Below are 25,481 nucleotides of genomic sequence, written 5' to 3'. Positions count from 1 at the left end.
ACTAGGCTGGCTGCCAAGTCACCATTCCCCAGCCCGGTCGATCCAGAGAGCGAGGACAGCCATGCCTCGGCCCGCCGCCGCAGTGAATGCTGTGATCAAGGCCTACGACGTGCGCGGTCTGGTCGGAGAGCAGATCGACGAGGCATTCGTGCGCGATGTCGGCGCCGCCTTCGCCCGGCTGGTGCGCGACGAGCCCTCCCGCGCGGCGACCCAGGTGGTCATCGGCCACGACATGCGCAGCAGTTCGCCCGCGCTGTCCGAGGCGTTCGCCGAGGGCGTCACCGCGCAGGGGCTGGACGTGGTGCGGATCGGACTGGCCTCGACCGACCAGCTGTACTTCGCCTCGGGATTGCTGGATTGCCCGGGTGCGATGTTCACCGCCAGCCACAACCCGGCCGCCTACAACGGCATCAAACTGTGCCGGGCCGGCGCCAAGCCGGTCGGTCGCGAGACAGGCTTGGCGACGGTCACCGAAGAGGTCATCGCCGGCGTGCCCGCATATGACGGCACGCCCGGCGGCGTGCAGGACCGCGATGTGCTCGCCGACTACGGCGCCTTCCTGCGTTCACTCGTCGACCTGGCCGGCCTGCGCCCGCTGCGGGTGGCCGTCGACGCCGGTAACGGGATGGGCGGGCACACCACGCCCGCCGTGTTGGGCGAGATTCCCGGACTCACCATCCTGCCGTTGTATTTCGAACTCGACGGCACCTTCCCCAACCACGAGGCCAATCCGCTGGATCCGGCCAATCTGGTCGATCTGCAGGCACACGTCATCGCCACCGGGGCCGATATCGGCCTGGCCTTCGACGGCGACGCCGACCGGTGTTTCGTCGTCGACGAGAAGGGCGTTCCGGTCTCGCCTTCCGCCGTCACCGCGCTGGTGGCCGGCCGGGAGTTGGGACGCGAGATCGGGGCCACGATCATCTACAACCTGATCACCTCCCGCGCCGTGCCGGAGCTGGTCGTCGAACGGGGCGGTACCGCGGTGCGCTCCCGGGTGGGCCACTCCTATATCAAGGCGCTGATGGCCGACAGCGGCGCGATTTTCGGCGGTGAGCATTCGGCGCACTATTACTTCCGCGATTTCTGGGGTGCCGACTCCGGCATGCTGGCGGCCCTGCACGTGCTGGCCGCCCTGGGGGAGCAGCAGCGCCCGCTGTCCGAGCTGATGGCCGACTACCAACGCTACGAGGCCTCCGGCGAGATCAACTTCACGGTCGGCGACGCGCCTGCGGTCGTCGACTCGGTGCTCACCGCTTTCGGCACCCGGATCCATTCCATCGACCACCTCGACGGCGTGACCGTCGATCTCGGTGACGGTCGGTGGTTCAACCTGCGCAGCTCCAACACCGAGCCACTGCTGCGGCTCAACGTGGAGGCACGCACCGGCGAAGAGGTCGACGAGATCGTCCGCGAAGTGGGCGAACTCATTGCCGGGGCAAGCGAGTCGGTGCCGTGACGTCGCGGGCCGCCACGATCGATCTGGACGACGTCGAGGGTTTACTCGCCGCCGACCGGGAGGGTCTGTTGCGCGCCGCTGCGATGGCCGGAGCCCAGGTGCGGGCCGTCGCGGCCGCTGTCGACGAGGGTGCCCTCGACCCGGTGCGCTCCGACCTGCCGCCCCGCACCCTGATCTGGGTTGCCACCGGCGGCCCGGCCGTGACGGCAGGAACGATGTTGTCGACGGCGCTGGGCGCCTCGACATCGGTGCCGATGGTGTCGGCCGCCGAGGTGCCGCCGTGGATCGGCGCGCTGGACGTGTTGGTGGTGGCCGGGGCCGACGCCGGCGACCCGGCCCTGGTGACGGCCGCCGCCACCGGGGTGCGCCGGGGCGCGAGGGTGATCGTCGTCGCGCCGCACGAGGGCCCGCTGCGTGACGTCACGGCCGGTCGCGCGGCGCTGTTGCCGCCGCGCTTGCCGGTGCCCGAGGAGTTCGGGCTGTGCCGTTACCTGGCCGCCGGTGCGGCGGTGCTGGCCGCCCTGGATGCGGGCATGCGCGTCGATGTCGGCGCGCTGGCCGACGAGTTGGATGCCGAGGCGTTGCGCAACAGCGCTTCCCGCGAACTGTTCACCAATCCCGCCAAGACGATCGCCGAACAATTGACGGGGCGGGACGTGGTGTTCGCCGGTGACACCAGCGCCTCCGTCGCGCTGGCCCACCATGCAACCGCGGTGCTGCTGCGCATCGGCCACCAGGTGGTCGCCGCCGCCGGTCTCGCCGACGCGTTGGTCGCGGCGGGCGAAATGAATTCGGGGCCGGCCGATTACGAGACGGCGCTGTTCCACGACGAGGAGATCGACGGGCCGCTGCCGGCGCGGGTCCGCGTGGTGGTACTGGCCTCCGACGAACAACGGCAGGCGGTGGTCACGCGAACCGAGAGCCTGGCCGACGTCATGGTGCTCAGCGCCGACGACGTGCCCGACATGGCGACACCGCGAGCGGCCGGACGACCCGAACAACAATTGGCCATGTTGGCCGTACGGCTGGAGATGACGGCCGTGTACCTGAGACTGGCGCGAGGGTGAGATCGTGAATCTGCTGCACGGCGCGGTGCGCAAGTATGCCTGGGGATCGCGGACCGCGATCGCCGAGTTCACCGGACGGCCCAGTCCCACAGTGCATCCCGAGGCGGAACTGTGGCTGGGAGCGCATCCGGGGGATCCGGCGCAATGCGAGACCGCCGACGGCGGGCGTTCGCTGCTGGAGATGATCAATGCCGACCCCGAAGGCCAGCTCGGCGAACCGATCAGGGCCAGGTTCGGCAACGCGTTGCCGTTCCTGGCCAAGGTGCTGGCCGCCGACGAGCCGCTGTCGCTACAGGCGCACCCGAGCGCCCGCCAGGCCGAGCAGGGCTTCGAGCGGGAAGAGCGGCTTGGCATTCCGGTTTCGGCGCCCAACCGCAACTATCGCGATCGCAGCCACAAGCCGGAACTGATCGTCGCACTCGGGCCGTTCGAGGCGCTCACCGGATTCCGCTCCGCGGCGCGCACCGTCGAGTTCATGCGGGCGCTGGCGCAGGCCAACCCCGCCGCCGACCTCGACCCGTTCATCACCCTGCTCAAGGACCAGCCCGATGCCGACGGTCTGCGGGCGTTGTTCACCACCTGGATCACCGCGCCGCAGCCGGACCTCGACATCCTGGTGCCCGCCGTGCTCGACGGAGCGGTCGGCTACCTGCGCTCCGGTGAGACGGATTTCCAGGCCGAGGCCAAGACCTTGCTGGAACTCGGGGAGCGCTACCCGGGGGATGCCGGTGTGCTGGCGGCGATGCTGCTCAACCGGATCACCCTGCAGGCGGGGGAGGCGGTCTACCTGTCGGCCGGAAACCTGCACGCCTACCTGCACGGTGTCGGGTTCGAGGTGATGGCCAACTCCGACAACGTGTTACGCGGCGGTCTGACCCCCAAGCACGTCGATGTGCCGGAGTTGCTGCGGGTACTGGATTTCACCCCGACGGGGGACGCCAAGATCGTCCCGCGCGCCGTCCGGGACGGCCTCGAATGGGTATACGACACCCCGGCACCGGAGTTCGCGGTCTCGGTGCTGTCGGTCGAGGGCGAGTACCTCGGTCACGAGGTCGATGCTCCCGCCGAGCACGATGGTCCGCAGATCCTGCTGTGCACGCAGGGCTCGGTGGAGGTGTTCGCGAAATCGGAGACGGTGACCTTGGCACGCGGCACCGCGGCATGGGTGGCCGCCGACGACGGCCCCATCCGGCTGCGCGCCGCTGAGCCGTCGAAACTGTTCCGGGTCACCGTCAACTTCTGACCCGAGATGTTTTACATCGCCATTACCTGCTGAATCGCGGTGTAATCCATTGGATACCAACGGGAAACGCTGACCTCCTACCGTCCTTTCGGTAGCCACGCGCCACGCGTGGCCTGACGAGAGGATTTCCCGTTGAAGACGCCGTCGAACCAGATCGAACTGACCGTCGCCGACTCCAGTCGGATGCCGTGGGACACCTTCGTGGTGCCTCAGATCGGTGCGGAGATACCGTCCAAGGAGCTGTTCTCCGATCCGGAGACGGGCATGCAGGTGTTCCTGCTCCGGTACGCGGCCGGCTTCACGAATGTGTGGCACACCCACCCGCACGGCCACGGCATGTACGTGCTCGACGGGGTGCTCAACACCCACAAAGGCCAGTACGGGCCCGGCAGCTTCGTGTGGTTTCCCGAGGGTGGGTGGATGGAACACGGTGCCACCGCCGACAACGATGTCACCTTCTTGTTCATCACCAACAAGCCGTTCGCGATCTGCTACGAGACCGACGCCGACCATCCGTATCCGATGGACGCCGGCGTCGACTGAGGCGCTACCCCGTCTCAGCGGTCAGGGCGCCGGGCCGCCGGCACCTGCCCGAGTGGACGGTTTCGGGCGCCCGGTCGGTCGGTTGATCGCCGAACCCATTGTGACTGGCGCCACAGGGGCTCACCGTGGTCGGTGCAAGCATTCATCGACCACGGAAGAGCACGCTGATGGCCATTGAGCTGAACCAGATTTGGGACTTCCCGATCAAGGAGTTCCATCCGTTTCCCCGCGCGCTGCTCGGTGTCGGCGCGCACGACATCATCGGTGTGGAGGCCAAGAACCTCGGCTTCAAGCGCACCTTGCTGATGACCACCGGCCTGCGCGGCTCGGGCATCATCGAGGAGCTCACCGGCAAGATCGAATACCAGGGCGTCGAGGTGGTGCTCTACGACAAGGTGGAGTCCAACCCCAAGGACTACAACGTCATGGAGGCGGCCGCGCTGTACCAGCAGGAGAAATGCGACAGCATTATCTCCATCGGCGGCGGCTCCAGCCATGACGCCGCCAAGGGTGCCCGCGTCGTCATCGCCCACGACGGCCGCAACATCAACGAATTCGAGGGCTTCGCCAAGTCGACCAACAAGCAGAACCCGCCGCACATCGCGGTATCCACCACGGCCGGGACGGGTTCGGAGACGTCCTGGGCCTATGTCATCACCGACACCTCCGATATGGAGCACCCGCACAAGTGGGTGGGTTTCGACGAGGCCACCATCGTCACCCTGGCGATCGACGACCCGCTGCTGTACTACACCTGCCCGCAGCATTTCACCGCCTACTGCGGATTCGATGTGCTGGCCCACGGCAGCGAGCCGTACGTGTCCCGCCTGGATTTCGCTCCGTCGCTCGGAAACGCTTTGTACTCGGTGGAATTGGTGGCCAAGCACCTGCGTGAGGCGGTGTTCGAGCCACGCAACCTCAAGGCCCGCGAAGGGATGATGAACGCGCAGTACATCGCCGGGCAGGCGTTCAACTCCGGTGGCCTGGGCATCGTGCACTCGATCAGCCACGCCGTCTCGGCGTTCTTCGACAGCCACCACGGACTGAACAACGCCATCGCGCTGCCGCGGGTGTGGGAGTACAACCTGCCGTCGCGTTACGAGCGCTACGCGCAGTTGGCCACCGCCATGGGGGTGGACACCCGCAACATGACCACCGTGCAGGCCGCCGACGCCGCGGTCGAGGCCGCCATCCGGTTGTCCCAGGACGTCGGCATCCCGGACAACTTCTCCCAGGTGCGCACCGACTCGTACGCGAAGAACCGGATGAACACCGGGAAGTACGCCGGCCGGGGCGATGTCATCACCGGCGACGACAAGACCGTGCTGGCCATCTCCGAGCACATCCAGGACGACTGGTGCACGCCCGGCAATCCCCGCGAGGTCACCGTCGAGTCGATGATTCCCGTTGTGGGGCACGCCATCAACGAGTCCTACTAGGCACTGATGCGGACCCGTTCAGCGGCAGCACGAGCCGCTGAACGGGCCCTGTCCACACAACAGGAGATCGAGATGACCGCTGAGACGGTCCGCACGCTGGACCACCCCGTCACCTTCGACAACGCGGCCGATCTTTCCGCCGCGCTGCGCGAGCAGGACTACATCGCCGATGACGACTTGGCCACCGTCGTGCACCTGGCGACCGCGCTGGACCGCCCGCTGCTGTTGGAGGGACCGGCCGGGGTGGGCAAGACCGAACTGGCCAAGGCGCTGGCCGCGGCCGGCGGCAGGCGATTGATCCGCCTGCAGTGCTACGAGGGTCTGGACGACAACCGCGTGCTCTACGAATGGGACTACGCCAAGCAACTGCTGCACGTGCAGCTGCTGCGGGACCGGATCACCGCGGCCACCGCGGGCATCGACGATATCGAAGAGGCCTCGCGGTATCTGGCCGAGCGCGACTTCGGGCTCTACTCGGAAGCCTTCCTCTCGGTGCGGCCGCTGCTGGAATCGGTGCTGTCCGAACAACCGGTGGTGCTGCTCGTCGACGAGGTCGACCGTACCGAGGAGGCGATGGAGGCCCTGCTGCTCGAGGTGCTCGCCGAGCGGCAGGTCACCATCCCCGAGATCGGAACCTTCGTCGCGCGGTCGGTCCCGTGGGTCGTGCTGACGTCCAACGACACCCGGGAACTGTCCGCGGCGCTGAAACGCCGTTGCCTGCACTACCACCTGGATTTCCCCACCCCGCAACGGGAGCGGGCGATCGTCGGGGTTCGCGCCCCCCATGTCGAACCGGCGGTGGTGGCCGGCGTGGTGGAACTGGCCCGCACGCTGCGCGAGCTGCCGCTGCGCAAGAGCCCGTCGATCTCCGAGGTGATCGACGCGGCTCGGGCGGCGGCCATCCTGGGTGCCACCGATGACGGGGTGCTGCTCTCCGCGCTGGTGAAATTCAGCAGCGACCGCGATATCGCGTTGCGGCACTTGGCCTCCACACCCGAGCAGCCCGTACCCGCCGAGCCGGACGAACGGGTCACCGTGGCATCGCGGCCGGCGAACACCACCACCGCGGCCTTCCGCGCGCGGGGTGGCCGGCGATGACACCGTCGCAGCTGCTCGACGCCGTCGCCGCGGCGTTCGGCCAGTTGCTGCGCCGCGCCGGGGTGGCCACCTCACCGGCCGAGGTGATCGAGGTGCGCCGGGTGCTGGGCCTGCTCGGTGCGGCCGACCGCGGGGCGCTGCGCGCCGCATTACGGGCCACCTGCGCGAAATACGGTCGCGAACAACGAGGTTTCGACCGGGCGTTCGACGCCATGTTCGGCGATACGCCGCGGGCTCACCACGAGCACGAGGCAGGCCCGAGCCGTGCCCACACCGGCTCGGGCCTGCCCGACCACCTCGATATCGACGAGGATGCCGAGGTCGGCCGGTACGCCGAGTACAACGAGCGGGCCGCCGAGGTCGGCGAGCACTTCGACACTCCGGAGGCCGACAAGGGGTTCAACCCGCACAAGGACGACGACGACTACAGCGTGACGGCGGCCGACGACCAGCTGACCGTGTCGGCCGAAGCCGATGAGGGCCGGCGCGGGGTGCGCTACACCGTGGAGGTGGATCGGGCCGCCGCCGCGGTCGCCGGGGATCTCGCCGACTCGGTCGCCCCGGTGGTGGCCGGGTCGCTGAGCTTCGACGATCCCGACGCCATCCTGGCCTGGCTGGACGCCTACGACCCGAGCCGCACCTACGGCGGCGAGGCCGGTGAGCCGTTGACCGCCGAACAGTTGAGCCAGCTGACACAGGCGGTCGAGGGATTCGTCGCGGCGCTGGCCGAACGCGCCGGGCTCACCGCCGCGGCCGACACACCGGACACCGCCGCCGACACCGGCCTGGCCGCCGATATCGACCTGGCCTGCCATGAGGTGTTGCGCCGGATGCGGGGCGCACCGCGACCGCGCCCTCGCGAACGCGGCAGGGGGCGCCTCGACATGCGCCGCACCAGCCGCGCCGGCCTGCGCACCGACGGGGTGCCGTTCCATCTGGTCATGCGCACGCCGCTGCCGGACCGGATCCGGTTGCTGGTCATCGCCGACGTGTCGCTGTCGGTGCGCCCGGTGACCGCGTTCACGCTGCGGCTGGCCCAGGCCCTGCACCGCCGCGCCCACCGTTGCCGGGTGATGGCCTTCGTCGACCGGCCCGTCGACGTCACCGAGATCCTGTTGCGTGCCGGCGGTGACGACGCGCTGGCCGCCGTGCTGGCCGAGGGTCAGCTGGACCTGCAGGCCAGCAGCGATTACGGGCAGGTGTTCGGCGAGATGCTGCGCGGCCAGGCCGATGCGCTGGATTCCCGCACCGCCGTGCTGATCGTCGGAGACGGCCGCAGCGGCGGGCTGCCGCCCGGCGTGGAGCGGCTGCGGGCGCTGCGCCGGCGCGTGCACCGGCTGGCCTGGGTGACTCCCGAGCCGCACCGCTACTGGCGCCAGGCCACCTGCGCGATGCCCGACTACGCCCAGGTGTGCGACAAGGTCGTGGTGGCCGGTGACGCCGACGCGCTGCTGGCCCGCGCCGCCGAACTGGCCCACGCTCTTTCTTAGCGCTCACCCGAGGACCTACCCGATCGGGCAGGTGCCCACCCTGTCCACCTGCACGTTGGTCAGACCCATCCACCGACGTAGGGTGGGTGTGTTACGTGGATCACACAGCAGGGAGTGGGCGGGCGAGGTGATAGCGCAAGCGGAGGTGGCACCCCTCTCGGTGCCGACGACCCGGGGCGACGGCCTGCCGAGTCGACTGCTGAAATTCCACGCTCCGGAGATCGTGTTCGGGCTCGACTCGATGGCCGAGGCCGCCCACGCCGCGCTGCGCCTGGGCGGGCTGCGGCCGCTGCTGGTCACCGATCCGGGGCTGATCGAAGCCGGCTGGGTCGACGAACTCGTCAGGCACCTGCGGGACCAGGGCGTCGCGGTCAAGGTGTGGAGTGCGCTGACACCCAACCCGAAAGACCACGAGATCACCGCGGGCCATGAGTTCTATCGAACCCACGGGTGCGACGTGCTGATCGCCCTCGGCGGTGGTTCGGTGATCGACGCCGCCAAGGGCATCGCCATCCTGTCCGCCAACGGCGGCGACATCCTGGACTATGCGGGTGTGGACAAGGCGACCATGCCGATCCCGCCGCTGGTGGTGTTGCCGTCGACGTCGGGCACCGGGGCCGACGTGTCGCAGTTCTGCATCGTCACCGACACCACCCGCAACACCAAGATCACCATCCTGGGCCGGGCCCTGGTGCCCGATATCACCGTCATCGACCCGCGGCTGCTCACCACCATGCCCGAATGGCTCAACGCGGCAACGGGTTTGGATGCCCTGACGCACGGTATCGAGGCGTTCGTCTCGCTCGGGCACAATCAGCTCACCGACCATCACGCGCTGCGCTCGGTGGTGATGGTGACCGAGAACCTGGTCACCACCATCGAACGGCCGCAGGACATGTCGGCCCGGGTGCTGATGGCGCAGGCGGCGCTGGAGGCCGGCCTGGCGTTCACCAACGCCATCCTGGGGGCCGCGCACGCGATGAGCCATCAGGTCGGCGGACTGCTCGATCTTCCGCACGGCGTCATCAACGGCGTGCTGCTGCCGCATGTGGTGCGGTTCAACGCCGAGGCCGATCCGGCGCCGTTCGCTACCATCGCGGCCTGCCTCGGCATCGCCGACCAGCGGGCACCCCAGCTGGAATCGGCACTGGCGCTGGCCGATCGGCTGCAGGAGCTGGCGCGGCAGGTGGGGGTGCCCCGCGGCCTGGCCGAACTCGGGGTGCGCGAAGAGGACGTGCCGGTGCTGGCGCACAACGCCATGGCCGACGCGTGTATCACCACCAATCCGCGGGCCGCCGACGAGGCGCAGTTGCGGGCCTTGTTCCGGGCCGCGTTGTGAGTTCCGGTTCGTTGCGGCGCCCGGAGCCGGACCTGGAGCGGCTCACCGGGGTGCGCTCCGGTAAGGGCACGTTCTACCCGGAGTTCCGGGTGGCGGCGCTGCGCACGGAACGGGTCATCGCTGCGCTGGACGCCATCTCGCGGGCGCTGGTGCAGACGGTCAACGGGCCGGAGAACCTGGTTCGGGCCGTGGCCGAGGCGGCCCGCACCCATCTCGGCGCCCAGTGGGTGCTCATCGCTCTCGCCGACGGTGCCCTGCCGGAGGCCCGCCCGCGCCACCTCATCCTGGATGCCGAGGGGCACGCCTATTCGTTCGAAGGCCTTTCCGGCGCAAAGCATCCCGTGCCGCACCTGCCCGACGCCGTGCTCAATCGGCTCAACGACATCCTGCGTGGACAGCTCGCCCAGTTCCGGTTGCCGGTCATCGAACCACACCACGCGCACGTGCCGATCGAACTCGACGGTGGGGTGATCGGCGCGTTCGCGGCCTGGACGCCGACCGATCGCATGCTGGACGGCACCGACGAAACCGTCATGCGGATCCTGTCCAGCCAGACCGCCGTCGCGCTGCACAACTGCGAGCTGTTCCAGCGTGCCCAGACGTTGCTGGCCCAGTCGGAGGCGCGTAACGCCGAGTTGCTGGCCACCCAGCGCGAACTCGGTGCGGCTCAGCAACATCAAGTGCTCGATTCGGAGCGCCACCGGATCGCCCGCGAACTGCACGACAGCGTCGCCCAGACGGTGCTGTCGGCAGGCATGCAGATCGAGGTGTGCCGCAGCGAGATTCAAGCTCGGGCCGGGGAGCTGGCCGGATCCTCCGACCTGCTCGACCGGCTGCACACGGCCAAGACACTCACCCGGTCGGCCACCGAACAGCTGCGCTCGGCGATCTACACCCTCAACCAGCCCGGTGACGCCGGCCGGTCCACGCTGCCCGAGCTGATGGAGCAGCTGGCCACCGTGCACATGCCCGAAGACCTGCGTGTCTGCCTGAAAGTCGAAGGGGTCGTTGCGGAGTTGCCCGGTGAGGTCGAGCACGCACTGCTGCGGGTGGCGGGGGAGGCACTGTTCAACACCGCCATGCACGGCCGCGCGACCCGGGCGATCGTGCGGTTGCGGTACCGGCCGGCCGCGGTGACGCTGTCGGTTTCCGACGACGGCACCGGCGACCCGGACAAGCTGCGCCTGATGTTGCGGATGGCCCAGGCCACCGACGTCGACGGACATCACCGTGGGCTGGCCAACATGCTGGCCCGCTGCCGGGAACACGGCGGCACCTTCGCGGTCCAGCGCTCCCGCATCGGCGGGGTCCGCGTCGTCGCGACCATACCCAGGAAGGGGATTCCATCATGACGGTGCACGTCCGCAGCAGCACGGCCGACGCCGTGCCCGGCCAGCCGGGGACGGCCATCCGGCTGGCCCTGGTCGATGATCACCCGATCCTGCGGCAGGGGCTGCGGTCGGTGCTCGAGCGCGAGGACGACCTCGTGGTGGTCGGCGAGGCATCCAGCGAGAACGAGGCGGCGGCCATGGTTGCGGCGGTACGTCCGGACGTCGTGCTGCTCGACCTGAAATTGTCGGCCGGCTCCGACTTCGAGGGATTATCCCTGTGCGCCAAGCTGTCCGCCGCGCACCCGCAGGTCGGCCTGCTGGTGCTCACCACATTCCTGGACGAGGACCTGGTGGTGCGGGCCGTGCACGCTGGTGCCCGAGGCTACGTCGTCAAGGACGTCGACACCACCGAACTGGTCCGCGCCATTCGGGCCATCTCGATCGGTGAGAGCGCATTCGACTCGCGCAGCGCCGCCGCGGTGGTGCGCTCGCTGAGCGGCCGCACCGAACCGCGGGAGCAGCTCACCGACCGGGAGATCGAAGTGCTGCGCCTGCTGGCAACGGGACTGTCCAACAACAAGATCGGTGAGAAGCTGTTCATCTCGGCGACCACCGCGAAATTCCACGTCAGCAACATCATGCGCAAGCTGCAGGTCAGCCGCCGGGCCGAGGCGGTGTACGCGGCCAGCAAGCGCGGCCTGATCTGACGCCGAGTGTGCACGCAGCTCATGGATACGTGGAATCGGCCGATCTGGGTGCACGCTCGACGACTGGCGGCCATCCGCCACGCCCTGGAGATCTAATCCGCGAGGATCTGCTCGCGCAGAATATCGGCGTGCCCGCAATGATGTGCCAGCTCACGCAGCACTTGCAGGTACACCCAGCGCAGGGTGCGCGGGCCCGCGGCGTGGCCCGTCGCCACGGTGTCCAGGGGCAGGTCGGCGACGATGGATCGGGCTGTCGCGCAAGCCTGCTGATGCGCCGCGAGAACGGTGGCAATGGTGTCATCCTCGCCGAGGTGGAATGACTCGTCCACGCTCTGCACACCGAACGCGCTGCGCGGCGTGCCGCCGACGCACTGCTCGAACCACACCCGCTGCATCCACGTCACGTGCTTGAGCAGGCCGAGCAACGTTGTCGCCGACGGGACGAGCCGCCGGCGTGCCTGTTCCTCGGTCAGACCGTCCAGCGTCCGTTCGATCGCCGTGCGGTAGTCCTCGATGAACGCCTCCAGCTGAACACGTTCCGGATCCAGGGTGGCGTCGAAAGCGCTCATCGAGACTTGCTCGGCCACTTGCTGGGCCACAAGGACATCCGTTTCAGTAACCCGTCCCGCAACCCCACGGTGTGGAAGGTGACGGCACAGATGTGGGCGGTGAACGCGGCGAACAGCAAGTAGGCGAGCACGGTGTGGGTGGTCCGCAGTGCCGCGTACAAGGCGATTCCGTGCGGTGCGATGCCGGGCAGGTGCAGCCCGGCGAACATCGTGACGGGTGAATCCGCGGCCGAGAGCATGGCCCAGCCCACCAGCGGCTGTGCCAGCAGCAGCGCGTAGAGCAGGTACTCCGAATAGGTGGCGATCTTGCGTTCGGCCTTACCCATGGTCGCCAGGAACGGCGGTGGCCGGTGGGTGAGCCGGTTGATCAGGCGGACGACGGCGAACACCAGGATGGCGATCCCCAGCGGCCGGTGAATCGCCAGCAGCAGGGGGTAATACGTGAGTGCGGCGACCATGGTGACGCCGAGGAAGAACTGGCCGATCACCATGACCGCCATTGCCCAGTGCAGCAGCCGGGACAGCAGGGTGAACTTGGGCATCGTGGCGGGCGGGGAGTCAGTGCTCGTCATGGATCACCTTTTCGACGTCGACTTCGCTGGGCGACTTGGGTTCTCGGGCCCGCCGGTTGAACGACTGGGCGTATACCGCCGAGCGTGCCCTCGGAAGTGGGTCGTCGGATGCGGCCAGCCCGTCCGGTAGCACCAGCGGATCGAAGTTGATGTCGCGGGCGTTGCCGGGTGCCTCGGTGGCCAGCCGGTCGATGGTGAGCACACCGGCCTCCACCGTCCGGCGGTCGGCGGGCCACCCGAGGGTGGCGTCGTGGGTGGGATCGCCGGGCTGGCCCAACGTCAGAACCAGCCGCTAGGAGACCGGGCCGCGCTGTACCTGCTCGATGAGGGCGTCGAACAGGAAATCGTCGCCCTGTGCTGTGGTGCTGGCCTGCTGTGCCGGGACGAGCGACCACCGGATGGGTGTGGTGTGCCCGTTCTCGGCGGTGGCCAGGAACGCGTTCAGTCCCCAGAACGTGCTGTCGGCGAAGCCGGGGCTCGGCGGTGCCGCCTTGATCACCTTCATGGCCGCTGCGGTCTCCGGATGGGCGGCCAGGAACGCCGCCATCGCCGCCGGATCGGGCTTGCCTGTCTTGGGATCCGGCTTGGAGGCCAGCATCCGGTCGTAGAACCCTTGGGGTGTGCTGTCCGGGAACACCGGGATGTTGACCATGGCGGTGCGCCACTGCTGACCGTCCGGGGTCTGGAAGAGCACCCCCAATCCCCGCACCGTCGCGGGCTGGTCCTTCTGGTCGGGCAGGGTGCCCGACAGTGAGAAACGGGCGATCACCGGCACGGTGCCGCCGCGGAACACGGATGCCTTCGAGACTTCCGTCGCCGCACCGGTGCTGGTGAAGGTGCCGGAAGCGGCGACACCCTTGGCGTGGTTGCGGCGGAAACCGTCGTGGCGGCCGTAGAGCTGTTCGAACCGGTCGGTGAATCGTGCGGCCGTCAGCCGGGGCGGACCCAGCCAGTCCGAAGCGACGGCGAGCCCGCCGGCGCCGACCGCCACCACGCCGGTGACGGCGGCCAGCCCGACCAGGGCGTCGCGGCGATTGAGGCCGAAGCCCCGCTGGTTGTCATGGCTCATGCTGTCCAGATTGCCTTCTCCTCGCGTGCTCGTCCTCCGATGTACTCAGAAAGGCAGATCGAGCCGGCCGTTGGTGGTGTCCAGCTCGTCATGATTCGCGGTGTGCGGGCCGACGAGGCTGGGCACCTGGGGGTTGGTGCCGTACGGCAGCACCGGGTTGGGATCGGCGGCGGCGACGGGTGCCAGGGCGATCGCGATGCCGGCCCCGGCGGCCAGCGCACAGGCCACCGCGCGGGTGATGGCGGTGATGAGCACGGGAATCTCCTGGTTGGTTGGGTTGATGACCTGACCTTGCCGGGCCTTGGCGATGATTGATTGATCGGATTCTGAAGATTTGATGTAGGTCCTGGCCGGTGGCACCGGCCCGGGCATCATGGAGAAATGCCGGATACTGCGGGCGTGACGACGCTGCGCGCATTGATCGTCGACGACGAGGTGCCGTTGACGACGGTGGTGGCCAGTTACCTGGTCAAGAATGGTTTCGAGGTGCACACCGCCCACGACGGTCCCGCCGGGCTGGCGCAGGCCCGCACCGTCGACCCCGACGTGGTGGTGCTCGACGTCGGGCTTCCGGGCATGGACGGCTTCGAGGTGTGCCGCCAGCTGCGGATGTTCTCGGACGCCTATCTGGTGATGCTCACCGCCCGGGACACCGAGGTGGACACGGTGGTCGGATTGTCGGTCGGCGCCGACGACTATGTCACCAAGCCGTTCAGCCCGCGCGAACTGGTGGCCCGGATCCACGCGATGCTGCGCAGGCCGCGCCGCGACACCCGCGCCCACGATCCCGGTGCGCCACAGCCGCCGCGCTCCATCGGCGCGTTGCGGGTCGACATGGGCGCCCGCGAGGTGCATCTCGACGAGCAGGAAATCCGCTTGACCAGAACGGAATTCGATATCCTCGCCGCGCTGTCGGCGCGCCCCGGTCAGGTACTGGGACGGCGTCAGCTGATCGAGGCGGTCTGGGGGGACAACTGGGTGGGCAACGACAATATCGTCGACGTGCACATCGGGCATCTGCGCCGCAAGCTCGGTGACGATCCCACGCAGCCCCGCTACGTCACCACCGTGCGCGGGGTCGGCTACCGGATGGGCAGGGGATAGTGATGGCCGGCGACACCGCCCGGTTCGGAATCCGTACCCGGCTGATCGCGGCCAATTCCGTTGTCGTCGTCACCAGTATCGCCACGACGATCGTGGTCGCCATGCTGGTGGGTCCACCGATGTTCCAGCGGCTGATGGATGCGGCCGTGCAGCCGGGCCGTGCCACCGATCGTCCCTACCAACGGGCCTTCACGCGCGCGACGGCGATGTCGGTGGGGACCGCACTGGCGGTGTCGGCGGTGACGGCGCTGGTGCTCAGCTGGTACCTGAGTCGCCGGGTTTACCGATCAACCTCCGAACTGGCCAGCGCGGCAACGGCAATCGCCGACGGTCACTACGACGTCCGGGTCTCACCCGCCGGGCTCGGCAAGGAGTTCGACGAGATCGCCGCGGCGTTCACCACGATGGCGCAGCGGCTCGGTGACGTCGACCGGACCCGGCGGCAGATGCTGGCGGACCTGGCCCACGAGATCCGCACCCCGGTGGCGGTCCTGGAGGCCTATTTCGAGGCGCTGGAGGACGGCGTACAGACCCTGGACGCGGAGACGATCGGCGTGCTGCGCGACCAGACACGCCGGCTCACCCGGTTCAGCGCCGATGTCGGCGCCTTGTTCAGCGCGGAGCAGCGCCCGGATGCGGTCGAGGCGCGCCCGGTCGAGGTCGCGGAGTTGGTCACCAACGCGGTGGCCTCGTTCGAACCGCAGTATCGCGCCAAGGGTGTCGGGCTGGACTCCGATATCGACCCCCGGCTTCCGTCCGTCGTCGGCGATCCCGAACGCATCGGGCAGGTACTGACCAATCTGCTCAACAATGCCTTGCGGCACACGCACAGTGGTGATCGTGTCCGGATCGGCGCACGGTCGGCGGGTGCTGCCGTCGAGGTCTCGGTCTCCGATACCGGCGATGGCATCCCGGCCGAACACCTGGACCGGGTCTTCGAGCGCTTCTACCGCGTCGACACCGCCCGGGACCGTGGGCACGGCGGTGCCGGTATCGGTCTGGCGATCGCCAGGGCGTTCGTCGAGGCACAGGGTGGTCGTATCGTGGCTGCCAGTGCCGGCGCCGGCCGTGGCAGCACGTTCACGTTCACGATCCCGGCACGCTAGCGGCGGCATCGCGCGGGGCCAGTGCGAATCCCGGCGGTGCCGAAACGCTCAACACGTCGCGCAGTTGGTTGCCCAGCGCCTTGAGGCGGTCGGCACCCATGCGATGGCTGGGGCCGGTGACGCTGACGGCCACCGGCCGGCCCGTGGGGCGTCGCAAAGCCACACCCACACAGCAGATTCCGGCCTCGTTCTCTTCGCGCTCGGTGGCATAGCCGGCCACCCTGGCTTCGGCGACCGAGTGGGTGAAGCGTTCGGCGACAACGGGATCGACATCGCTGGTGTAGGCGGCCAGCAGGGTGTCACCGCCGCCTTCGGCGGCGATCATGGCCCGCCCGAGCGCCGTGGTCACGACGCTGACCTGCCGTCCCACCCGTGACCACACCCGGATGGTGCGGTCCGGTTCCACCTTGTCCAGGTAGAGCACGTTGTGTCCGTCCAGGATGCCCAGGTGCACCAATTCCTGGGCCTGTTGGCAGATGGCCAGCAGCGTGGGGCGAAAGAGCGCGGGCAGGTTCTCCTCACGGAGAAACTGCTCGACCAACATTGCCGGCCGGGACCCGAGCCGGTAGCGCTGGTGTGCGTCCTGCTCCGCGAAGCCCCGGTGCTGCAGCGCCTGCAGGGTGCGGTGGGCGGAGGCTTTGTTCAGGCCACTGGCCTCGACGACCTCCCGCAGCGCCAGCCCGTCGGGCCCGGCGGCGGCGAGCAGTTCGATGAGCGCGAGTGCCTTGTCGACACTGCCGACCGGGGCCGCACCCTTGCCGTCCATGCTGCGTCTCCCTTCTGAGTCGCCGTATCCCAGAGCTTGGCACAGTTGCCGTGGTGACCCTTGACACAGCATGGCCCACATGTCACCGTAGTTTCGCAATGCGATACGTACGGTTCATAATACGGAACGCACCGGCTTGGTGTGAGACATCTGGGAGAGCGCAACGATGCGTCGGCTGACCCGCTCGAGCACCCCGGACGGTGCCGTGATCGGGGCTTCGGCGAACCCCGGCACGGGCATGGTGCACCTGGGATTGGGCAACTTCCACCGGGCACACGCCGCGGTGTACACCGCCCAGGCGCTGGCAGCCGAGACCGGCGACTGGGGCATCTACGGATTCGCCAACCGCTCATCGGAGGTGGTCGCGGCGATGCGTGCCCAAGACGGCCGATACGCCGTGCTCGAACACTCCGACCACGGCCGGCGCGCGGGTGTCGTCGACGTGCACCGCGGTCTCGGGGTGCTGGCCGCCGAACCGGAGTCGTTCGTGGCGGCCGTCGCGGACCCCCGCCACCGGATCCTCACCCTCACCGTCAGCGAGGTGGGCTACTGCCGGTCGCCGCGGACCGGCGCCCTGGACGTCGGTCTCGACGACGTTCGCCGCGATATCGCCGACCCCGCCCATCCCCGCAGCACCATCGGGCTGATCGCCCGGGGACTGGCGATGCGTGCCGCCAGCGGAGCGCCGATCACCGTCCTGTCCTGTGACAACCTGCAGTCCAACGGGCAGGCGACCCGTGCCGTGGTGACCGAATTCCTGCACGCCAGTTCGGCATCCGAGGACGTGCTGGCGTTCGTGGCCGAACACGTCAGCTTCCCGAACTCCATGGTGGACCGCATCGTGCCGGCGACCACGGACCAGACGAGGGTGGCGGTGGCCGAGGTACTCGGGGTGGACGATCGCTGTCCGGTGCCGGCCGAGGACTTCACCATGTGGGTATTGGAGGACACGTTCGCAGCCGGCAGGCCGGCCTGGGAACGGGCGGGTGCGGTGCTCAGCGACGAGGTCCACGCCTACGAGCTCGTCAAGTTGCGACTGCTCAACGGATCACATTCGCTGATCGCGTATCTCGGCCTGCTCGACGGTCGGGCCACCATCGCCGAGGCCTGGGCGCAGGACTTCGTCAAGGATGCGGTGCGCGCCTGCATCGCTGCTGACTATCTACCGAGCATCACCTTGCCGCGCGGATTCGACACGGACGGCTATCTGGAGTCGCTGTCACACCGCTGGGCCAATGCCGCGCTGGGGCACCGCACCTCGCAAGTCGGCACCGACGGTTCGGTGAAACTGCTGCAGCGCATTCCCGAGCCGGCTCTGTTCGCACTGCGGGCCGGGCGGGTGCCGCACCTGCTCGCACTCACGGTCGCCGGCTGGATCTGCGCTGTTGCGCCACCGCCCGGTTTCGATCCCGGTCCGTACGCCGGTGAGATCCGCGAACCCGCGCGGCACCGACTCGCAGCGGCGACCCGCGGCACGACCGGGCCCCGCGAGCACGCACTCGCGGTGCTGGACAACGGTTTTCTGCCCGATGAGCTGACCGCGCAGCCGGCATTCGGCGAGCGGGTGGCACAGCTGGTGGAGACGATCGCCCGCGGCGGGATAACGGCGGCCGCACGAGAGGCCACCTCCGCAACCGAGGACAGGACGACGCTGCGATGAAAGCCCTTGCCATCCACGGCAAAGAAGACATCCGCTGGGAAGACCGCAGCGAACCCGTCCCGGCCGCGGGGCAGGTTCGGCTGCGGGTCAGCTACGTCGGCATCTGCGGTTCCGATCTGCACTACTACTTTCACGGCGCCAATGGCGAGAACGTCGTGCGCGAGCCGTTCACACCCGGTCACGAGCTGTCGGCCGTGGTCGACCTCGACCCGTCCGGGCGCCACCCGGCCGGTACACCGGTGACGGTGCACCCCGCCCGGTACGGGCAGCCGGTGCCCGGTCTGGCCGACCGTCCACATCTGCACCCGGGTGGCGACTATCTCGGCAGCGCGGCCACGTTCCCCCACCGGCAGGGCGGCGCTGCCGAACTGCTGGTCGTCGAGGACCACATGCTCCGCACGTTGCCGGCCGGACTGCCGTTGCGCCGCGCGGCCCTGGCCGAACCGTTGGCGGTGGCGCTGCACGCCGTCGCGCTGGCCGGAAACCTCTCCGGCCGTCGGGTTCTGGTGATCGGCGCCGGTCCGATCGGCCTGCTCGCGGTGGCCGCCGCCCGGCACGCCGGCGCGACCGAGATCGGGGTCAGCGACCTTCGGCCCGAGCCACTGGCCAGGGCGCGTGCGCTGGGCGCCGTCGACACCGTTCTGGTCGGCCGGGACGGCATCGCCGACGAGTCCTACGATGTCGTCTTCGAATGCTCCGGGGTGGGGGTGTCACTCACCCAGGCGGTACGCGCCGCCCGGCGGGCCGGCATCGTCGTGCAGGTCGGCACCCTGCCGAACACCGAGATCGCGGTGAACCTGGCACCGATGCTGGGCAAGGAACTCACCCTGGTCGGCGCCTTCCGCTTCGCCGACGAAATCGATGAGGCGGTGGCCATTCTCGCCGCCGACGATCACCTCGACGCGGTCATCTCCCATGCCGTCCCGGCATCGCAAGCCGTGGACGCATTCACCTTGGCCCGCGACGCCTCGGCCTCGGCCAAGGTGCTCCTGCAGTTCTGATCGCAATCCGAACCCGACCCCACGAGGAATGACGATGACGACCGCCCACGAACCGCAGGCTCCCGCCGAGCCCGCCACCTCCCAGCGCAGCATGGCGGACCTGGTGCGCGCCGCCGTGTCCGGATGGCTCGGCACGGCACTGGAATTCATGGATTTCCAGCTCTACTCGCTGGCCGCCGCGCTGGTATTCAGCCAGCTGTTCTTCTCCGGCGAGAGCCCGGGAATGGCGGTCGTCCTGTCGATGGCGACCTACGGTGTCGGCTATATCGCCCGGCCGCTCGGAGCGGTCTTCTTCGGACGGCTGGGTGACCGGATCGGCCGGCGGAAGGTGTTGTTCTACACCATCGCCCTGATGGGTGCGGCCACCACCCTCATCGGTGTGCTGCCGACCTACCACCAGGTCGGCATGCTCGCGCCCATCCTGCTGGTGGCCCTGCGACTGCTGCAGGGCTTCGGCGCCGGCGCCGAAATCAGTGGTGCCGGAGTCATGCTCGCCGAATACGCTCCCGCGCAGCGGCGCGGGTTCGTGGCCTCCCTGGTCGGGCTGGGAACCAACTGCGGCACGTTGTTCGCCTCGGCGATCTGGGCCATCCTGCTCGGCGTGCTGGTGGAAAGCGATGTCATCGCCTGGGGTTGGCGCATCCCGTTCATCGCCAGCGCCGTGGTGATGGTGTTCGCGGTGTGGATTCGACTGAACCTCAAGGAGAGCCCGGTATTCGAGGAGCGCGAGGACGTCATCGACGGTCGCGCCCTCTCGCGCGCCGAGATCGTCGACCGGGCCACCCGCGGCGCCGACACCCGCACGCTGGAGGCCATCGAGCGCAAGCCGGTGAAGGCGCTGCTGGTGTCCTTCTTCCTGCGGTTCGGGCAGGCGGGCAACTCCGGTCTCATCCAGACCTACCTCATCTCGTTCATGACACTGACTCTCGCCCTGCAGAAGAGCGTCAGCGCCAACGCCGTCATCGTGTCGTCCATCGTCGGCTTTCTCACCATTCCGACGATCGGCTGGCTGGGCGACCGATTCGGCCGCCGCCGCATGTACATCATCGTGATGTCGGCCGCCCTGGTGGTGATCGTACCGACCATGCTGGCCATCGACTCCAAGAACCTGCTGTGGGTGTTCGTCGGCTACGTGGTGCTGCACAACGTGGCGGTGCTCAGCCCGGCATCCCTGGAGAACGTGTCCATCCCGGAGATCTTCGGCGCCCGTAACCGATACACGCTCACCGCTGTCGTCCGCGAAATCGCCGCCGTCATCGCGACCGGTATCGGCCCGGTCGTCGCGGCCGCCTGGGTGGCCGCCGCCACCGGCAGTCCGATCCCGATCATGGTGATGATGGGCCTGTACTCGTTGTCGGCACTGATCGTGGCCGTGTGGGCCAAGGATTGGACCGGTCGCGACCTGACCGACCCGCGCGCCGCGATGTGACCGAACCGAATACGAACCGAAGCCACGAAAGTACGCAATGAGCATCGACAAGATCGACGTCAACGTCTGCAGCCCGGGACGCAACTTCGTCACCCTCAAGATCGTCACCGACGACGGGATCGTCGGCTGGGGTGACGCCACGCTGAACGGACGCGAATTGGCGGTCGCCGCCTACCTTTCCGAACACCTGGCCTCCATGCTGATCGGCCGCGACGAGGATCGCATCGAGGACACCTGGCAGTACCTCTACCGCGGCGCCTACTGGCGGCGCGGACCGGTCACCATGGCCGCCATCGCCGCCGTCGACATGGCCCTGTGGGATATCAAGGCCAAGAAGGCCGGCGTGCCGCTGTACCAGTTGCTCGGTGGGGCCAGCCGGGACCGCATCCGCGTCTACGGGCACGCGTCCGGCCCCGACTATCCCGCCCTCAAGGACGCCATCGCGGGGTACGTGGAGGCCGGGTACACCGCGGTGCGGGTGCAAACCGGTGTGCCCGGCCTCGGGCAGATCTACGGTGTGGCCACCAACAAGCCGGGCGCGCGCTATGACTACGAGCCGGCGCACCGCGCGGCCGACGGAAGCGGCGCGACCGCGCCGATCGAGGAAACCTGGGACACCCGGGCCTATCTCACCCACATGCCCGGCATCTTCGCCAAGATCCGTGAGGACTTCGGCAGCCAGTTACGGATCCTGCACGACGGGCACCATCGGATGACTCCGATCGAGGCGGCCAGATTCGCCAAAGACGTTGAACCCTATGACCTGTTCTGGTTGGAAGACTGCACGCCGGCCGAGGACCAGGCCGCGTTGCGGTTGGTGCGCAGCCATTCCACCACGCCGCTGGCCATCGGCGAGGTGTTCAACTCGGTGTACGACTATCAAACCCTGATCACCGAACGGCTCATCGACTACGTGCGGTCCGCGGTCACCCACACCGGCGGCGTGACGGCGATGCGCAAACTGCTGGACTTCGCCGGCATCTACGGGATCCGGTCGGGGATGCACGGACCGACCGATATCTCCCCGGTCGGGATGGCCGCGGCCCTGCACCTGGACCTGGCGATTCACAACTTCGGTATCCAGGAGTACATGCCGCACAGCGACACCACGCTGGGTGTGTTCCGGACGTCGTTCACCTTCGAGCGCGGCTTCCTGCACCCCGGTGACACGCCGGGCCTCGGCGTCGAACTGGACGAGGATGCGGCGGCCGCCTTCACCTATACGGCCGCCTACCTCCCGGTGAATCGATTGCAGGACGGAACGGTCCATGACTGGTGACACCCTGAGCCGCTTGGCGATTCCGGCCCGCACCGCCGAGGCCAAGCTGATCGTGGTGGTGCGCGCCCAGCACGCCACCGATTACGACCGCATCCTGGAGACCCTCGTCGAGGGTGGCGTGGCCAGCGTCGAGCTGACCCTGACGACACCCGGCACCCTGGAGCGCCTGCCGCGGTTGCTGGCGGTCTACGGTGCCGCCGCGGACATCGGAGTGGGCACGGTGACCGATGCCGGGCAGCTGATGGCCGCCGTCGATGCCGGCGCCCACTACGTGGTCACCCCGATCACCGATGTCGGCCTCGTGGAGGACGCGCACCGGGCCGGTATGCCGATCGTTCCCGGCGGACTGACGCCGACGGAACTGTTCTCGGCGTGGCGGGCCGGGGCGGCGGCGGTGAAGATCTTCCCCGCCAACCAGGTGGGCGCCGGGTACGTCAAGGATCTGCGCGGACCCTTCCCCGGAATCTCTGTCGTCCCTTCCGGCGGTATCGGCCTGGACGAGGTCGGGCCGTGGTTGGCCGCCGGGGCGGCGGCCGTCAGCGTGGGCGGCCCGCTGCTGGGTGACGCCGTACGCGGCGGTGATCTCGGCGAACTCCGGCAGCGGGCAGCGGCCTTCGTCGCCGCGTGCCGGCGGGACGCGCCATGACGGCGCGGGTCGCCACGCTCGGCGAGACCATGGCCCTGATGCGCACCAGGGATATCGGTTCCCTGCGGCATGTGTCCGATCTGATCCTGGGCATCGGCGGCGCCGAGAGCAATGTGGCAATCGGGCTGCAGCGCTTGGGAATCGACAGCCGCTGGCTGGGCCGGGTGGGCGACGACCCGCTGGGGGAGCGGGTCACCCGGGAGATCCGGGCCGAAGGCGTGGATGTCCACGGTGTCATCGACCCCGACGCCCCCACCGGGTTGATGATCAAGGAGCGCCCGACCACTCGCTCCACCGCCGTGCTGTACTACCGCGGCGGGTCGGCGGGATCTCGGCTGCGACCCGACGACGTGCCCACGGGCTGGATCGAACACGTGTCGGTACTGCACGTCTCGGGCATCACGGCGCTGTTGTCCGACAGCGCACGCGACTGCATGCAATCGGCGCTCGACCGCGCCCGCGGTGCGGGGGTGCGGATCAGCTTCGACATCAACTACCGGTCCGCCCTGGCGCCCGCCGACGTGGCCGGTCCGTTGCTGCGCAAGTTCGCCGAACAGGCCGACATCGTGTTCGGCGGCCCGGAGGAACTGCACGTGCTGTTCCCCGACTCCGACCCGGCCGAGGCGGCCGCACGCCTGGTCCGCTCCGGTCGTAGCGAGGTGGTGCGCAAACAGGGCGCCGACGGCGCCACGGTGCACCTGCCCGGTGAACAGATCCACGGCGCCGGGATCCCCGTCGACGTGGTTGACACCGTCGGCGCCGGCGATGCCTTTGTTGCCGGCTATCTCAGCGGGTGGCTGCACGGACTGTCGGTGGCCCAGCGGCTGCGGCGTGCCAACGCGTGCGGGGCGATACTGTGCATGACCCCGGGTGACTGGGAATCCAGCCCGACGCTGGCCGACGTGGAGCGGTTCTGCCTCGGGGGCGATCCGGTCCTGCGCTAGCCGCTAGCGCCGGTCGAGCACCAGCCAGCCGCCGTGGTGTTCGAAGACGGTCACGTGCCTGGATGGGTCTGCGGCACAGAGCCGTTCACCGAGTGTTCGCAATGTGGCGATATCGAATCGGCGGATATGCCCGTAGCAGGCCTGTGGCTGCTCCTCGAATGGCACCGCCACCACCACCCGGCGCCGGGCCAGCCGCAACGCCTCGGCGAGCACCCGGTCTCCGGTCGGCTCGTCCAGATGCTCGAGCAGATGCAACGCGGTGACGGTGTCGGCCGCGTGGTCGGGCAAGGGAACCCGGCCGGCGTCACACCGCAGGGTGCGCACCGGGCGCTGTAGCCGATGGCTCACCGCGTCCAGCAGGTCCATCGTCGGTCCGCTCAGGTCGGTGGCCAGGACGTCGACACCGACGCGCCGCATGCGGAGCGGAAAGAAGCCGAAGCAGGACCCCAGGTCGATCAACCGGGCGCCGACAACCAGTTCGGCGGCCCGCCGATGGATCGGGGCGAACGCCGCGCTGCCGTCCTCCAGCGCCGCCACGGAGTTGCGGTAGAACCGCAGCCACGCCGCCATACCGCCGTCCACCGTCGAGCGCACCACACCGGTGAACACCTGCTCGAACTCCGGCCGACCCCGCAACCAAGTGCCCAGCTGCTCGGTCAGCAGCACCGCCAGTTCGTCGTTCAGCTCGTGCGGGGTGAGGTCGTGCCGCACCGTCAACACGGCGCCGTCGCGAGAGGCCGTGAACCGGGCCCCGCGCCGGGCGTTCGACCGCGGGCGGCGCAACACCCGCACCCCGTCTGCCTGCCACACGCCAACCGCAGACGGCGCGAGGGGATCGACCTCGGCGGGATCCAGAAGGGCAACGGTCATGGTGTACAACGCTATTGGCGAGGGCGTCGGGTCCGCCCGCACCAACTGGGCGCGATCGGCGCCTGATCGGGTGGGTGCCCAACTGCCCGTCCGGCCAGTGTTGTGTGACATCGGCGTGACTTAGCGTGAGTGGTGTCCATCACAGCCCCGGAGGTACCGATGCCCACTCATGACGCCACCGAAACCGCCACGACGGCAACGCCGCTGGTCGAGGAGACCTTGGTCGAGGAGGTCTTCATCGACGGTATGTGCGGGGTGTACTGACATGCCGTTCGATCCGAACGGCGCCTGGCGACTGCACCCGCAGGTCGCCGTCCGGCCCGAACCGTTCGGCGCGCTGCTGTACCACTTCGGTACCCGCAAGCTGTCGTTCCTGAAGAGCCGCACGGTGGTCGAGGTGGTGCAGTCCCTGCCCGAGCACCCCAGTGCCGCGGCCGCCCTGGCCGCGGCCGGGGTGCAGGACTGCGCTCCCTATACCAAAGCGCTTGCCGCGCTGGCGCACTCCGAGATGCTGGTGCAGTCATGACGACGTTTTCGCCAGCGGTCACCCTCACTGACCAGTTCGAACTGGGTCTGGATGCCCCGATCTGCCTGACCTGGGAGCTGACCTATGCGTGCAACCTGTCGTGTGTGCACTGTCTGTCGTCGTCGGGTCGCCGCGATCCGCGTGAGCTGAGCACGCAGCAGTGCAAGGGCATCATCGACGAGTTGGAGCGCATGCAGGTGTTCTACGTGAACATCGGTGGTGGT

At 68.8% G+C, this 25,481-nt stretch carries 26 protein-coding genes and 1 pseudogene; 21 read left to right on the top strand and 6 right to left on the bottom strand.

Going from position 1 to position 25,481, the window contains the following annotated elements; all coding sequences use genetic code 11:
- The first annotated feature begins 61 nt into the window (after positions 1-61).
- The 10 genes from AWB94_RS07560 to mnoR all read left to right on the top strand — a co-directional run bounded on the left by AWB94_RS07560 (position 62) and on the right by mnoR (position 11,716).
- The gene (locus AWB94_RS07560) at positions 62-1,459 is read left to right on the top strand and encodes a phosphomannomutase/phosphoglucomutase (RefSeq protein WP_062659701.1); all 1,398 of its coding nucleotides are present in this window, start codon (positions 62-64) and stop codon (positions 1,457-1,459) included.
- Positions 1,456-2,526 carry a hypothetical protein gene (locus AWB94_RS07555; RefSeq protein WP_062659700.1) on the top strand — a complete coding sequence of 357 codons (1,071 nt, stop codon included), beginning with the start codon at positions 1,456-1,458 and terminating at the stop codon, positions 2,524-2,526. Before AWB94_RS07560 ends, AWB94_RS07555 begins: the two co-directional genes overlap by 4 nt.
- 4 nt (positions 2,527-2,530) lie before the next feature.
- The gene (gene manA, locus AWB94_RS07550; protein ID WP_062659699.1) at positions 2,531-3,769 is read left to right on the top strand and encodes a mannose-6-phosphate isomerase, class I; all 1,239 of its coding nucleotides are present in this window, start codon (positions 2,531-2,533) and stop codon (positions 3,767-3,769) included.
- Between the two features lie 132 nt (positions 3,770-3,901).
- Positions 3,902-4,312 (top strand): cupin domain-containing protein, encoded by a 411-nt coding sequence (locus AWB94_RS07545; RefSeq protein ID WP_201029628.1) that lies wholly within the window; start codon positions 3,902-3,904, stop codon positions 4,310-4,312.
- A gap of 167 nt (positions 4,313-4,479) precedes the next feature.
- Positions 4,480-5,751, top strand: coding sequence for an NDMA-dependent methanol dehydrogenase (gene mdo, locus AWB94_RS07540; protein WP_062659698.1), 1,272 nt, complete (start codon positions 4,480-4,482; stop codon positions 5,749-5,751).
- 72 nt (positions 5,752-5,823) lie between these two features.
- Positions 5,824-6,849 (top strand): MadB family AAA-type ATPase, encoded by a 1,026-nt coding sequence (locus tag AWB94_RS07535; protein ID WP_062659697.1) that lies wholly within the window; start codon positions 5,824-5,826, stop codon positions 6,847-6,849.
- A complete protein-coding gene (gene madC, locus AWB94_RS07530) occupies positions 6,846-8,339 on the top strand; it encodes a MadC family VWA domain-containing protein (RefSeq protein WP_062659696.1) in 1,494 nt (497 codons plus the stop codon). Before AWB94_RS07535 ends, madC begins: the two co-directional genes overlap by 4 nt.
- A 160-nt stretch (positions 8,340-8,499) precedes the next feature.
- The gene (locus AWB94_RS07525) at positions 8,500-9,678 is read left to right on the top strand and encodes an iron-containing alcohol dehydrogenase (RefSeq protein WP_234811654.1); all 1,179 of its coding nucleotides are present in this window, start codon (positions 8,500-8,502) and stop codon (positions 9,676-9,678) included.
- Positions 9,675-11,030: a MadS family sensor histidine kinase gene (locus AWB94_RS07520; protein WP_409365995.1), complete on the top strand. Its 1,356-nt coding sequence runs from the start codon at positions 9,675-9,677 to the stop codon at positions 11,028-11,030. The genes AWB94_RS07525 and AWB94_RS07520 overlap by 4 nt, the downstream gene beginning before the upstream one ends.
- Positions 11,027-11,716, top strand: coding sequence for a two-component system response regulator MnoR (mnoR, locus tag AWB94_RS07515; protein WP_062659695.1), 690 nt, complete (start codon positions 11,027-11,029; stop codon positions 11,714-11,716). The genes AWB94_RS07520 and mnoR overlap by 4 nt, the downstream gene beginning before the upstream one ends.
- A 92-nt stretch (positions 11,717-11,808) precedes the next feature.
- Here mnoR and AWB94_RS07510 read toward each other — a convergent pair whose 3' ends face one another.
- The 4 genes and pseudogenes from AWB94_RS07510 to AWB94_RS35725 all read right to left on the bottom strand — a co-directional run bounded on the left by AWB94_RS07510 (position 11,809) and on the right by AWB94_RS35725 (position 14,301).
- Complete coding sequence (locus tag AWB94_RS07510; protein ID WP_062659946.1) at positions 11,809-12,285, bottom strand: DinB family protein; 477 nt, start codon at positions 12,283-12,285, stop codon at positions 11,809-11,811.
- Complete coding sequence (locus tag AWB94_RS07505) at positions 12,282-12,857, bottom strand: cytochrome b (RefSeq protein WP_062659694.1); 576 nt, start codon at positions 12,855-12,857, stop codon at positions 12,282-12,284. The genes AWB94_RS07510 and AWB94_RS07505 overlap by 4 nt, the downstream gene beginning before the upstream one ends.
- A pseudogene (locus AWB94_RS07500) lies at positions 12,844-13,926 on the bottom strand (catalase family peroxidase). The gene AWB94_RS07505 and the pseudogene AWB94_RS07500 overlap by 14 nt, the downstream one beginning before the upstream one ends.
- 45 nt (positions 13,927-13,971) lie before the next feature.
- On the bottom strand, positions 13,972-14,301 hold the full coding sequence (locus tag AWB94_RS35725) for a hypothetical protein (protein WP_234811653.1): 330 nt from the start codon (positions 14,299-14,301) through the stop codon (positions 13,972-13,974).
- 6 nt (positions 14,302-14,307) lie between these two features.
- Between AWB94_RS35725 and AWB94_RS07490 the strand changes: the two genes are divergently transcribed.
- Complete coding sequence (locus AWB94_RS07490) at positions 14,308-15,030, top strand: response regulator transcription factor (protein ID WP_062659693.1); 723 nt, start codon at positions 14,308-14,310, stop codon at positions 15,028-15,030.
- Between the two features lie 2 nt (positions 15,031-15,032).
- Complete coding sequence (locus AWB94_RS07485) at positions 15,033-16,136, top strand: sensor histidine kinase (RefSeq protein ID WP_062659692.1); 1,104 nt, start codon at positions 15,033-15,035, stop codon at positions 16,134-16,136.
- Here the strand turns inward: AWB94_RS07485 and AWB94_RS07480 are convergent.
- A complete protein-coding gene (locus AWB94_RS07480) occupies positions 16,117-16,902 on the bottom strand; it encodes an IclR family transcriptional regulator (protein ID WP_064961412.1) in 786 nt (261 codons plus the stop codon). The genes AWB94_RS07485 and AWB94_RS07480 overlap by 20 nt on opposite strands.
- Positions 16,903-17,068: 166 nt before the next feature.
- Here AWB94_RS07480 and AWB94_RS07475 point away from each other — a divergent pair, with 166 nt between their 5' ends.
- From AWB94_RS07475 to AWB94_RS07450, 6 genes are read left to right on the top strand one after another with little or no spacing between them, the layout of a single operon-like run.
- The gene (locus AWB94_RS07475) at positions 17,069-18,562 is read left to right on the top strand and encodes a mannitol dehydrogenase family protein (RefSeq protein WP_062659691.1); all 1,494 of its coding nucleotides are present in this window, start codon (positions 17,069-17,071) and stop codon (positions 18,560-18,562) included.
- On the top strand, positions 18,559-19,563 hold the full coding sequence (locus AWB94_RS07470) for a zinc-binding dehydrogenase (protein WP_062659690.1): 1,005 nt from the start codon (positions 18,559-18,561) through the stop codon (positions 19,561-19,563). Before AWB94_RS07475 ends, AWB94_RS07470 begins: the two co-directional genes overlap by 4 nt.
- A gap of 34 nt (positions 19,564-19,597) precedes the next feature.
- On the top strand, positions 19,598-20,992 hold the full coding sequence (locus AWB94_RS07465; protein ID WP_062659944.1) for an MFS transporter: 1,395 nt from the start codon (positions 19,598-19,600) through the stop codon (positions 20,990-20,992).
- Between the two features lie 37 nt (positions 20,993-21,029).
- Positions 21,030-22,271 carry a D-mannonate dehydratase ManD gene (gene manD / locus AWB94_RS07460; protein WP_062659689.1) on the top strand — a complete coding sequence of 414 codons (1,242 nt, stop codon included), beginning with the start codon at positions 21,030-21,032 and terminating at the stop codon, positions 22,269-22,271.
- Positions 22,261-22,917 carry a bifunctional 4-hydroxy-2-oxoglutarate aldolase/2-dehydro-3-deoxy-phosphogluconate aldolase gene (locus AWB94_RS07455; protein ID WP_062659688.1) on the top strand — a complete coding sequence of 219 codons (657 nt, stop codon included), beginning with the start codon at positions 22,261-22,263 and terminating at the stop codon, positions 22,915-22,917. The genes manD and AWB94_RS07455 overlap by 11 nt, the downstream gene beginning before the upstream one ends.
- On the top strand, positions 22,914-23,861 hold the full coding sequence (locus tag AWB94_RS07450; RefSeq protein ID WP_062659943.1) for a sugar kinase: 948 nt from the start codon (positions 22,914-22,916) through the stop codon (positions 23,859-23,861). The genes AWB94_RS07455 and AWB94_RS07450 overlap by 4 nt, the downstream gene beginning before the upstream one ends.
- 3 nt (positions 23,862-23,864) lie before the next feature.
- Here AWB94_RS07450 and mftM read toward each other — a convergent pair whose 3' ends face one another.
- Positions 23,865-24,731, bottom strand: coding sequence for a mycofactocin oligosaccharide methyltransferase MftM (gene mftM, locus AWB94_RS07445; RefSeq protein WP_062659942.1), 867 nt, complete (start codon positions 24,729-24,731; stop codon positions 23,865-23,867).
- A 159-nt stretch (positions 24,732-24,890) separates the two neighbouring features.
- Here mftM and mftA point away from each other — a divergent pair, with 159 nt between their 5' ends.
- The 3 genes from mftA to AWB94_RS07430 form a co-directional block, all read left to right on the top strand.
- Entirely contained in the window at positions 24,891-24,995 is a 105-nt protein-coding gene (mftA, locus tag AWB94_RS07440; RefSeq protein WP_109762638.1) for a mycofactocin precursor MftA, read from the top strand.
- Between the two features lies 1 nt (position 24,996).
- The gene (gene mftB / locus AWB94_RS07435) at positions 24,997-25,257 is read left to right on the top strand and encodes a mycofactocin biosynthesis chaperone MftB (RefSeq protein WP_062659687.1); all 261 of its coding nucleotides are present in this window, start codon (positions 24,997-24,999) and stop codon (positions 25,255-25,257) included.
- Positions 25,254-25,481 (top strand): radical SAM protein (locus tag AWB94_RS07430; RefSeq protein WP_337349839.1); only part of this gene is annotated, 228 nt, incomplete at its 3' end. The genes mftB and AWB94_RS07430, both read left to right, overlap by 4 nt.

This window comes from Mycolicibacterium canariasense, from assembly GCF_002101555.1.
Taxonomy (GTDB): Bacteria; Actinomycetota; Actinomycetes; order Mycobacteriales; family Mycobacteriaceae; genus Mycobacterium; species Mycobacterium canariasense.
Note: the sequence above shows the minus strand (reverse complement) of the source record. Positions and strands in the feature narration are given on the sequence as shown.

Bases quoted from the DNA above. Each gene is read 5' to 3' on its own strand.
- mftB (WP_062659687.1), top strand. From the start codon at position 24,997: ATGCCGTTCGATCCGAACGGCGCCTGGCGACTGCACCCGCAGGTCGCC.
- AWB94_RS07490 (WP_062659693.1), top strand. From the start codon at position 14,308: ATGCCGGATACTGCGGGCGTGACGACGCTGCGCGCATTGATCGTCGAC.
- AWB94_RS07465 (WP_062659944.1), top strand. From the start codon at position 19,598: ATGACGACCGCCCACGAACCGCAGGCTCCCGCCGAGCCCGCCACCTCC.
- AWB94_RS07470 (WP_062659690.1), top strand. From the start codon at position 18,559: ATGAAAGCCCTTGCCATCCACGGCAAAGAAGACATCCGCTGGGAAGAC.
- AWB94_RS07505 (WP_062659694.1), bottom strand. From the start codon at position 12,857: ATGACGAGCACTGACTCCCCGCCCGCCACGATGCCCAAGTTCACCCTG.
- mnoR (WP_062659695.1), top strand. From the start codon at position 11,027: ATGACGGTGCACGTCCGCAGCAGCACGGCCGACGCCGTGCCCGGCCAG.
- AWB94_RS07535 (WP_062659697.1), top strand. From the start codon at position 5,824: ATGACCGCTGAGACGGTCCGCACGCTGGACCACCCCGTCACCTTCGAC.
- mftM (WP_062659942.1), bottom strand. From the start codon at position 24,731: ATGACCGTTGCCCTTCTGGATCCCGCCGAGGTCGATCCCCTCGCGCCG.
- mftA (WP_109762638.1), top strand. From the start codon at position 24,891: ATGCCCACTCATGACGCCACCGAAACCGCCACGACGGCAACGCCGCTG.
- AWB94_RS35725 (WP_234811653.1), bottom strand. From the start codon at position 14,301: ATGATGCCCGGGCCGGTGCCACCGGCCAGGACCTACATCAAATCTTCA.
- manD (WP_062659689.1), top strand. From the start codon at position 21,030: ATGAGCATCGACAAGATCGACGTCAACGTCTGCAGCCCGGGACGCAAC.
- AWB94_RS07510 (WP_062659946.1), bottom strand. From the start codon at position 12,285: ATGAGCGCTTTCGACGCCACCCTGGATCCGGAACGTGTTCAGCTGGAG.
- AWB94_RS07475 (WP_062659691.1), top strand. From the start codon at position 17,069: ATGCGTCGGCTGACCCGCTCGAGCACCCCGGACGGTGCCGTGATCGGG.
- madC (WP_062659696.1), top strand. From the start codon at position 6,846: ATGACACCGTCGCAGCTGCTCGACGCCGTCGCCGCGGCGTTCGGCCAG.
- AWB94_RS07485 (WP_062659692.1), top strand. From the start codon at position 15,033: ATGGCCGGCGACACCGCCCGGTTCGGAATCCGTACCCGGCTGATCGCG.
- mdo (WP_062659698.1), top strand. From the start codon at position 4,480: ATGGCCATTGAGCTGAACCAGATTTGGGACTTCCCGATCAAGGAGTTC.
- AWB94_RS07455 (WP_062659688.1), top strand. From the start codon at position 22,261: ATGACTGGTGACACCCTGAGCCGCTTGGCGATTCCGGCCCGCACCGCC.
- AWB94_RS07560 (WP_062659701.1), top strand. From the start codon at position 62: ATGCCTCGGCCCGCCGCCGCAGTGAATGCTGTGATCAAGGCCTACGAC.
- AWB94_RS07480 (WP_064961412.1), bottom strand. From the start codon at position 16,902: ATGGACGGCAAGGGTGCGGCCCCGGTCGGCAGTGTCGACAAGGCACTC.
- AWB94_RS07450 (WP_062659943.1), top strand. From the start codon at position 22,914: ATGACGGCGCGGGTCGCCACGCTCGGCGAGACCATGGCCCTGATGCGC.